This window comes from Mitsuaria sp. GD03876 (assembly GCF_029840635.1).
In the GTDB taxonomy this organism is placed as follows: domain Bacteria; phylum Pseudomonadota; class Gammaproteobacteria; order Burkholderiales; family Burkholderiaceae_C; genus Roseateles.
Genome location: NZ_JAOCCU010000088.1, coordinates 1 through 7,685, shown reverse-complemented (window position 1 = coordinate 7,685; position 7,685 = coordinate 1). Strand labels below are relative to the sequence as shown.

General features: G+C 71.2%; 7 protein-coding genes. All 7 read right to left on the bottom strand.

The window, feature by feature from the left end; translation table 11 throughout:
• Positions 1–914, bottom strand: a 914-nt coding sequence (gene xrtA, locus N5D62_RS28040; protein WP_279761404.1) for an exosortase A, incomplete at its 3' end; no start/stop codon positions are given.
• A 79-nt stretch (positions 915–993) separates the two neighbouring features.
• Positions 994–2,229, bottom strand: a complete 1,236-nt coding sequence (locus N5D62_RS28035; RefSeq protein WP_279761402.1) for a TIGR03087 family PEP-CTERM/XrtA system glycosyltransferase — start codon at positions 2,227–2,229, stop codon at positions 994–996.
• Between the two features lie 10 nt (positions 2,230–2,239).
• Complete coding sequence (locus N5D62_RS28030; protein ID WP_279761399.1) at positions 2,240–3,298, bottom strand: FemAB family XrtA/PEP-CTERM system-associated protein; 1,059 nt, start codon at positions 3,296–3,298, stop codon at positions 2,240–2,242.
• A complete protein-coding gene (locus N5D62_RS28025) occupies positions 3,295–4,200 on the bottom strand; it encodes an XrtA system polysaccharide deacetylase (protein WP_279761397.1) in 906 nt (301 codons plus the stop codon). Before N5D62_RS28025 ends, N5D62_RS28030 begins: the two co-directional genes overlap by 4 nt.
• Entirely contained in the window at positions 4,197–5,273 is a 1,077-nt protein-coding gene (locus tag N5D62_RS28020; protein ID WP_279761395.1) for an XrtA/PEP-CTERM system-associated ATPase, read from the bottom strand. The genes N5D62_RS28025 and N5D62_RS28020 overlap by 4 nt, the downstream gene beginning before the upstream one ends.
• 13 nt (positions 5,274–5,286) lie before the next feature.
• Positions 5,287–6,861, bottom strand: coding sequence for a TIGR03016 family PEP-CTERM system-associated outer membrane protein (locus tag N5D62_RS28015; RefSeq protein WP_279761393.1), 1,575 nt, complete (start codon positions 6,859–6,861; stop codon positions 5,287–5,289).
• A gap of 4 nt (positions 6,862–6,865) precedes the next feature.
• On the bottom strand, positions 6,866–7,685 hold an 820-nt coding region (locus N5D62_RS28010; RefSeq protein ID WP_279761391.1), incomplete at its 5' end, for an XrtA-associated tyrosine autokinase.

Here is a 7,685-nt window from a genome sequence, read left to right as displayed (position 1 = left end):
GCGGTCGCGGCCCAGCCGCCGGTGGCGGCGGCGGCCTCGCGCGCCGGCGGGACCAGCGGCAGTTCCGGCTGCGCCCAGCGCGCGCCGATCAGGAACATCGCCAGCATCACCACGCCGAAGAACAGCCAGCCGTAGATCAGGTGGTCCACACCCACGGCCAGCGTGTTGCCCGACAGGTGGCCGATCATCACGATCAGGTAGGCGCGCGCCCAGTTCGCCACCAGCGGCAACGCCAGCGCGAAGGCGATGAAGGCGAGCCGGCGGCGCGTCGCGTGGTAGCTCAGGTAGGCGTAGAGCGTGCCCACCATCGCCGAGGCGATCAGGTAGCGCACGCCGGAGCAGGCCTCCACCACCGACCACTGGCCGCTGGGGATGATGAATTGCAGGCCTTCCTGGTAGACCGGCAGGCCGCTCAGGCGCAGCGCGACGACGGTGAACCTCGCGGTCCAGTCCATCAGCTGCGGGAGCAGGAACTCGCCCACCGGCACGCAGAAGAACAGGAAGCCCAGCGGGAAGGCCATCTCGCGCGCGACGCGCCAGCCCAGCACCGCCGGCACCAGCAGCACCAGCATCGCCACCAGCGCCAGCTGCGTGACCGCGTTGATCGCGGCGAAGTCGGCGAACAGCCAGGCCGCGCCCAGCGCCAGGATGGGCAGCGCCAGCCACGGCACCGGCCGCGGCGCCAGCGGCGCGACCATCGCGCGCCGGCGCCAGGCCAGCCACAGCACGATCGGCGGCACCAGGAAGGCATGGGTGAAGGTGCCGGAGCGCCACCAGATCGTGACCATGCCCAGCGCCGTCTGACGGTACAGCAGCAGCACCGCCAGCATCAGCAGCAGCAGCACGGCCAGCGGGCGGCGCCAGGCCTGGGGAATCCCGCCCTCGCGCAGGGCCGACGGCGTCGTCGCGCTCATAGGGACCCCTCGTCCGCGGCCCGCCGCGGCCGGTCCCCCGAGGGGACGCGAGCTTGCTTGGGACGGCCCTGCGCTGCGCTCATGCCGCCTGCTCCCTCGGTCCGGTTTGCGGCAGGTAGCCATCCAGCTTGGACAGGTGGGCCTGCCAGCTGAACTGGCGCAGCACGCGCTCGCGCGCCTGCTGGCCGATCGCCTGCGCGCGGGCCGGCGCGCTCAGCAGCGCGTGGACCAGTTCCAGGTAGTCGGCGGCGCTGTCGGCCGAGAGCAGGTCCTGGCCGGCCAGCACGCCGTCCGCGCCCAGCGCCTCGACGCAGGAGCGCGCCGCCACCACCGGGCGGCCGACGGCCATCGCCTCCAGGATCTTGTTCTGCACGCCGCGCGCCAGCCGCAGCGGCGCGACCACCGCGGCCGCGTGCTGCAGGTAGGGCCGCACGTCGGGCACGGTGCCGGTGACGCGCACCGCGTCGCCGGCCAGCGCCAGCACCGACGGCGTCGGCGCCCGGCCCACGATGGTGAAGCGCAGCGTCGGCCAGCGCTGGCGCAGCTGCGGCAGCACCTCGGCGGCGAACCACTGCACCGCGTCCACGTTGGGCCAGTAGTCCATCGCGCCGGTGAAGACCAGCGGCAGCTCGTCGGCGTCGAACGGATTGGCCTGCTGCGGCAGCGGGGCGAAGTAGCCGCTGTCCACGCCGTTGCCCAGCGCCTCGACCGGCGCGCCGCTGGCGGACAGCTGCTGGAACAGCGCCTTCTCGCCCTCGGTCACGAAGAACGAGCAGCGCGCCTGCTCCGCGACGCGCCGCTCGTAGGCCAGCAGCTCGCGGCCCTCGCGGCGGTACAGCCAGGACATCGGCCAGCGGTGCGCCTTGGCGTAGTCGGTCCACTTGGCGGAGTCGACGTCGACGAAGTCGATCAGCATCGGCACCGGGCCAGCGACGGCGCGCAGCTGCTCGGCGTACTGCGCCATCGTCGACGAGAACACCATGATCGCGTCGAAGCGCTGCTCGCGCGCGATCTTCGCGATCCAGTCGCGCATCGCGCGCTGGCGGTAGTACGGCAGGCTCAGCGCCTCGCCGGTGGCCAGGCCGCGCAGGCTGGCCACGCGGGCCAGCAGCGGGTTGAGGTCGGCGGCGAAGAGCTCGGCGCACTGCGCGCGCAGCGCGGGCAGGTGGGCCCAGTCCTCGGCGTCGTCGACGAAGGTGCCCAGCCAGACCTTGTGGTGCGCGGCCAGGTGCTTGAGCAGGTGGTACGAACGCAGCTTGTCACCCTTGTTGGGCGGGTACGGCAGCCGGTGGACCAGGTACAGGATGTTGGCCATGCGCGCGTCCTCAGCCCAGGCTGCGCACGATGTGCGGGCCCAGCCAGTTCGCCACCGAGATCGGCAGCCGGCGCCAGGCCTTGATCATCAGCTGGTACTTGGCGTTGCTCGGGTTGTTCTGCGGCACCGCCTCGCGCTTGTAGAGGCAGTACTCGTAGTTCAGCGGCGTCGGCTCGAAGCCCCAGTTCTTCTTGAACGAGTAGCTGCCGGTGCCCTGCTTGGAGCGGCCGTAGTCGAAGACCTTGAGCCCGCGGCCGCAGGCGCGGCGCATCAGCTCCCAGTACTTGAAGTCGTTGGCGGCCAGGTCGCGCGCGGCGACCGCGTCGCCGGCGTAGTACGGCAGCACCTCGTCGCGGAAGTAGAAGCTCAGCACGCCCGACAGCGGCTCGCCCTGCTCGGAGCTGACGACCAGCACCTCGGCCGCGTCGCCGAACTCGTCCAGCAGCGCCTGGAAGTAGCGCCGCGGCATCGCCGGCGTGCCGTGGCGGTGGACGTTGTCGGCGTACAGCGCGAAGAAGCGGCCGGCGTCGCGGTCGATCTCCGCCTTCAGGTTGTTCTTGATGCCCTTGCGGACCATCGCGCGCTGCTTGCGCGGGATCGCCAGCATGTTGGCCTCCTCGTCCTCGAGGATCTCCTTGCGGAAGGTGACGTACAGGTCCTGGTGCGGCCAGTCGAGGTGGCGGCGCTCGACGTTGCGCAGCTCCAGGTGCTCGACGCCGAGCCGGCGCGCCAGCGCCTGCGCCTCGTCCTCCAGCGCGCGCGCGGCCTCGTCCGAGACCGCGGCCACGCCGCCGTAGACCGCGAACGGCAGGCCCACCAGCGCATGGCCGAACAGCCGGCTCTTGTTCTCCGCCAGCGGCAGCACGCCCTCGATCGCGCCGTCGCGCTCGGCGTAGAGGAAGTAGCCCTCGTGGCCGAACTGCTTGCGGATGATCCGCTGCCAGGCGGCCAGGTGGAAGAAGGTCGCCGACGGGCAGGCCTGCACGAACGCGTCCCAGCGCCGCGCGCTGTCCGCGTCCTTCAGTCCGAGCCGCTTGACCTGGACCGCCGATCGGGGCGTCGGGCTCATGCCGCCAGCCGCGCGCCCTCGGGCGCCAGGAAGAGCTCGTCCATCCGCGCCCACGCGAAGTCGCCGAGCAGCTGCTCGATGCGCGACTCGGTGCGGCCGATGTTCACGTAGTGCCGGAAGCGCGTCTTGGCATCGATGCCGGGAATGCGCGGCTGCGCCGGATCGATCTCCCACGGGTGGAAGTAGAAGACCGCGCTGCGGCCCTCGATGCGGTTGAAGCGCTCGATCATCCAGCGCGTCACGCCGTAGGGCAGCAGCCGGAACCAGCCGCCGCCGCTGCTCGGGTAGTTCTTGCCGCGGAATCGCAGCGTGGTCACCGGCACCTCGACCAGGCCCGGACGCACCTCGTAGGCGAAGCGCGGCGAATCGGGCATGCCGTAGTGGTCGTGCTGGATCGGGTAGACGCTGGAGCTGTAGCGGTAGCCGCATTCGAGCAGCACGTCGAAGGCCCAGAGGTTGTCCTTGCCGATCGAGAAGCTGGGCGCGCGGTAGCCCTTCACCGCCACGCCGCCCAGGTCCTCCAGCAGCGCCTTGGCGTCGCCGACGTCCTTCAGGAACGACGCGCGGTCCAGGTCGCTGGCGCGCTCGTGGCCGAAGCCGTGGCTGGCCAGTTCGTGGCCGCGGGCGACGATCTCGCGCACCAGCTGCGGATAGCGCTGCGCGATCCAGCCCAGCGTGAAGAAGGTGGCCTTGACGCCGCGCGCGTCGAGCAGGTCCAGGATGCGCATCACGTTGCGCTCGACGCGGCATTCGCGCCGGTCCCAGTCGCCGCGGGCGATGTAGGGCGCGAAGGCGGAGACCTGGAAGTAGTCCTCCACGTCGATGCTCATCGCGTTGCGGATCCGCGGCCGGGCGGTGCCGGACGCCGGGGTCGCCGAAGTCGTCGAGGTCGTCGGGGTCATCGCACCGCTCCCACCAGTTTCTGCAGCAGCGCCAGCGTCTGCTGGTTGATCCGTTCCAGCCGCGTCAGGCTGTCCTCGATGCGCTGCAGCCGCGCGTCCTGCCCGTCCAGGCTGAGCCCGGCCAGTTCCTGCGCCAGCGTGCCGAGCTCGCCCACCTCCCCGACCCGCGCGCGCAGCCGCGACAGGTCCAGGTCGACCGCGAGGTTGCCGGCCGCGTGGCCGTTGATCTCCGCGCCGTGCACCGCCGGCGCGGGCGCCGAGGCGGATTCGCGCGCCAGGTCCTGCACCACTTCCTCGACGTCGGCCGCGCTCAGGTGCGGGTTCTCGTGCATGAAGCCCAGCAGCAGCAGCCGGTCGCACAGCGTGTTGATGCGGCGCGGGATGCCGTGGCTGGCGCGGTGCAGCGCGGTGAACGCGTCGGCGTCGAAGCTGGGCTTGCCGTCGGCGCCGGCGCACTTGAGCCGGTGCTCGATGTAGCGCTGGGTGTCTTCCTCGTCCAGCGGACCGATGTGGCAGCTCGCGGCGATGCGCTGGCGGAACTGCTCCATCTCGGGCCGCTGCAGGATGCCGCGGAACTCGGGCTGGCCGACCAGGAAGGTCTGCACCAGCGACTGGTTGCCGAACTGGAAGTTGGACAGCATGCGCAGTTCCTCGACCGCGCGCGCGGTCAGGTTCTGCGCCTCGTCGACGATCAGCAGGCAGCGCTTGCCGCGGCTGGCCTCGCTGACGAAGAAGGCCTCCAGCGCCATCAGCAGCTCGCTCTTGGGCAGGTCCTTGACCCGCACGCCGAAGGCCGCGCCGACCAGGCGCAGCGTGTCCTCGGCGTCCAGCTGCGTGGTGACGACGTTGCCGATGACGACGTTGCTGCGGTTCAGGCTGTCCAGCAGCCCGCGCACCAGCGTCGTCTTGCCGGCGCCGATCTCGCCGGTGATGACGATGAAGCCGTCGCTGCGCAGGACGCCGTAGTCCAGGTAGGCCTTGGCGCGGCGGTGCTGCTTGCTGCCGAAGTAGAAGCTGGGATCGGGACTGAGCTGGAACGGCTTGCTGGCCAGCCCGTAGAAGGCCTCGTACATGGCGGTGATGCGGTTAGAAGCGCTGCGACAGCGAGGCGTAGACCGCGTTCTCGCGATAGCCGGAGTTGCCGAAGGCGTTGTCGTCGAACTTCGTGTGGCGCAGCCCGAAGCTGGCGTCGGCGCGGGGGCCCACGCGCATCGCCACGCTGGCCAGCAACGAAGTCATGTCGGTGGAGCCCACGTCGTCGCCGGCGGTGTGCTGGCGCGTGACGCTGAGGCTGCCGGTGGTCAGCGGCGTGAAGCGGTAGCCCAGGCTGACCGACGCGCCGCGCTGGCGCAGCCGGTTGGTCAGCGCCAGGTCGCCGCTGCCGGTGGGCGAGACGCCCAGCCGGCGGCTCAGGCTGTCGTTGGCGCCCAGCGTCGCGACCAGGCGCGGGCCGGTGTAGCCGATGGACAGCTCGGTGCGCCGCTGCAGCATCGCGGTGTTGGAGATGAAGCCGTTGCCGGTCAGCGCGTCGCCGTTCAGGCCCATCGCCGCCAGCACCGCCCGCACCAGCGCGTCGCGCTTGACCGGGTCGGGCTGGATGCCCTGGAACTGCAGGTCCAGCAGCTGGTAGTTGGTGGCCTGGCCGGTGGGCGCGTCGTTGGTCTGCACGCTCTGGGAGCTCGACACGCGCAGCGCGATCTGCTGCATGCGGTGCTCCAGCGCCAGGTTGTGGCTGTTGCCATAGCTGTGGTGCTGCCACTCGCCGTCGATGCGGGTGCGCGGCGTCGGCGTCCAGCGCGCGGTCACGCCGTAGATCGTCGAGGTCTCGCTGCCGAAGTAGTCGCTGCGCTCGCGCCCGGCGTTGACGCCCAGCGTCCAGTCGACGTCGGGGATCCAGTACAGCGAGCCCAGCAGCGACGAGGTCCGGTTGTCGACGCCGGTCTGGTCGAAATGGATGCGCTGGGTGCTCGCGTTCAGGCCCCAGTTGAAGACCCGGCCCTGCGGACCGGACAGGCCCAGCGACAGCGTGCCCTGCTTGCTGTCGCCGCTGGCGGAGCTGCCCGCGCCGCCGCCGCCGTCGCTGGAGCTGCGGATCAGCCCGGTGGCGCGCAGCTCGAAGGTGGCCAGCCCGGCGAGGATGCCGCGCCAGTACGGCGAGACCTGCAGCGAGCGCACCTCGGTGCGGTTCGGGCTGTCGAGCTGGTTGTTGGTGCTCTGCTGGCCGAAGGCCGAGATCGACTGCTGGCTGACGTTGCCGCGCACGTCGACGAACAGCGCCTGCGGCACCAGCTCGGCCAGGATGCGGGTGTTGAGCTGGTTCTGGACCCGCGCCGAGCGCTCGCTCTTCGTGTAGACCAGGCCGTCCAGCGTGTAGTCGAAGTTGCCGCGCACCGCGCCGCTGTTGCTGCTGATCGAGATGCCGGGGGAGACGGCGGTGATGATCGCCTTGTCGCGGAAGCCGTCCGGCGCCAGCTGCAGGTTGTCGGTCCAGGTCTCGGTGACCGAGATCTTGGGCTCGATCGTCCAGCCCTTGCGCGAGCCGCTGTCCCCGCCGCTGTCCTGGCCGCGCGCCGGGGCATGCGCCAGGACCGCCAGCGTCGCCAGCGCGGCGGCGCACGCGAGGGACAACGGCCGGCGGCGGTGGACGGGGGGCCGCGTCATCGCGTCAGGCCCGGTCCCGGCCGGCCTCGGCCGACGCGTCGACCGGGGCGTCGCCCTGTCCGTCGGCCTGGCCGTAGCCGTAGCCGTACCCGTAGCCATACCCGTAGCCATAGCCGTAGCCGCTGCTGCGCTTGTTGCTGGCCTGGTTGAGCAGCACCATCTTGAGCGGGCAGCTCTCGATCGCGGCCACCGACTGCTGCACCGCGCTCTGCGGCGTGCGCTCGGCCTGCACGACGATGACGATCTGGCCCATGTGCGTGGCCAGCACCCGCGACTCGGTGGTCAGCAGCAGCGGCGGGCTGTCGAAGATGATGATCCGGTCCGGATAGCGCTTGGCCATGTCGTCCAGCAGCGCGCTCATCGCGTCGGAGGCCAGCAGCTCGGTGGCGCGCGCGTGCGGGCGGCCCGAGGGCAGCAGCGTCAGCTTGTCGACGTTGGTCTTGAGCAGGACGCTGGCCATGTCGGCCTCCTTCTCCAGCACGTCCAGCAGGCCCGGGCCGGGCGGCAGGCCCAGCATGCGCAGCATCGACGGGCGGGCGACGTCGGCGTCCACCAGCATCACGGTGTTGTCGAACTCGGCGGCGATCGACATCGCCAGGTTCAGCGAGGTGAAGCTCTTGCCTTCGCCCGGCAGCGCGCTCGTCACCATGATCAGGTTGGCGTGCTTGAGCGACGAGGCGCCCTTGTTCATCGCGTTGCGGATCAGCGGGCGCTTGATGTTGCGGTACTGGTCCGCCATCACCGTGCGCGGCGCGTTCGGCGTCAGGAACCCCTGCGCGGCCAGCGCGTCCAGGTCCAGCTCGACGCGCTTGGACACCGGCTCG

Excerpts from the sequence above, each read along its gene's own strand:
- N5D62_RS28030 (WP_279761399.1), bottom strand. The coding sequence starts at position 3,298 with ATGAGCCCGACGCCCCGATCGGCGGTCCAGGTCAAGCGGCTCGGACTG.
- N5D62_RS28020 (WP_279761395.1), bottom strand. The coding sequence starts at position 5,273 with ATGTACGAGGCCTTCTACGGGCTGGCCAGCAAGCCGTTCCAGCTCAGT.
- N5D62_RS28035 (WP_279761402.1), bottom strand. The coding sequence starts at position 2,229 with ATGGCCAACATCCTGTACCTGGTCCACCGGCTGCCGTACCCGCCCAAC.
- N5D62_RS28015 (WP_279761393.1), bottom strand. The coding sequence starts at position 6,861 with ATGACGCGGCCCCCCGTCCACCGCCGCCGGCCGTTGTCCCTCGCGTGC.
- N5D62_RS28025 (WP_279761397.1), bottom strand. The coding sequence starts at position 4,200 with ATGACCCCGACGACCTCGACGACTTCGGCGACCCCGGCGTCCGGCACC.